The sequence below is a fragment of the Endozoicomonas atrinae genome (genome assembly GCF_001647025.1).
GTDB lineage: Bacteria > Pseudomonadota > Gammaproteobacteria > Pseudomonadales > Endozoicomonadaceae > Endozoicomonas > Endozoicomonas atrinae.
This window is the reverse complement of sequence record NZ_LUKQ02000909.1, coordinates 1-250: the sequence shown is the minus strand read 5'-3', so window position 1 is coordinate 250 and position 250 is coordinate 1. Positions and strand designations below refer to the sequence as shown.

At 43.6% G+C, this 250-nt stretch carries 1 protein-coding gene; it reads right to left on the bottom strand.

The genetic code is table 11. From position 1 onward, the window contains the following. Positions 1-212 (bottom strand): hypothetical protein (locus AK963_RS36480; protein ID WP_238593924.1); only part of this gene is annotated, 212 nt, incomplete at its 3' end. Between the last annotated feature and the right edge of the window lie 38 nt (positions 213-250).

Here is a 250-nt window from a genome sequence, read left to right as displayed (position 1 = left end):
GCTATGCCAAGCAATATAGTGAAGCGACGATCATAACGGCTTTTCCAGTTGACCGTATATTCCTGTCTATCTACCGCAATGTGAAGATACCTATCTTTAAGAATATGTTGAAGTTTTCGCTCTCTGTAGGCCGTATAAGCTATGCAGTGTTTCCAGATCTGATCAATCATTCGATATATCGCAGGGGATGACATGCCTGTGATATCAGCCATGGCCCGTAGATGAACTTGCCTCACAGCCATTCTGAAAC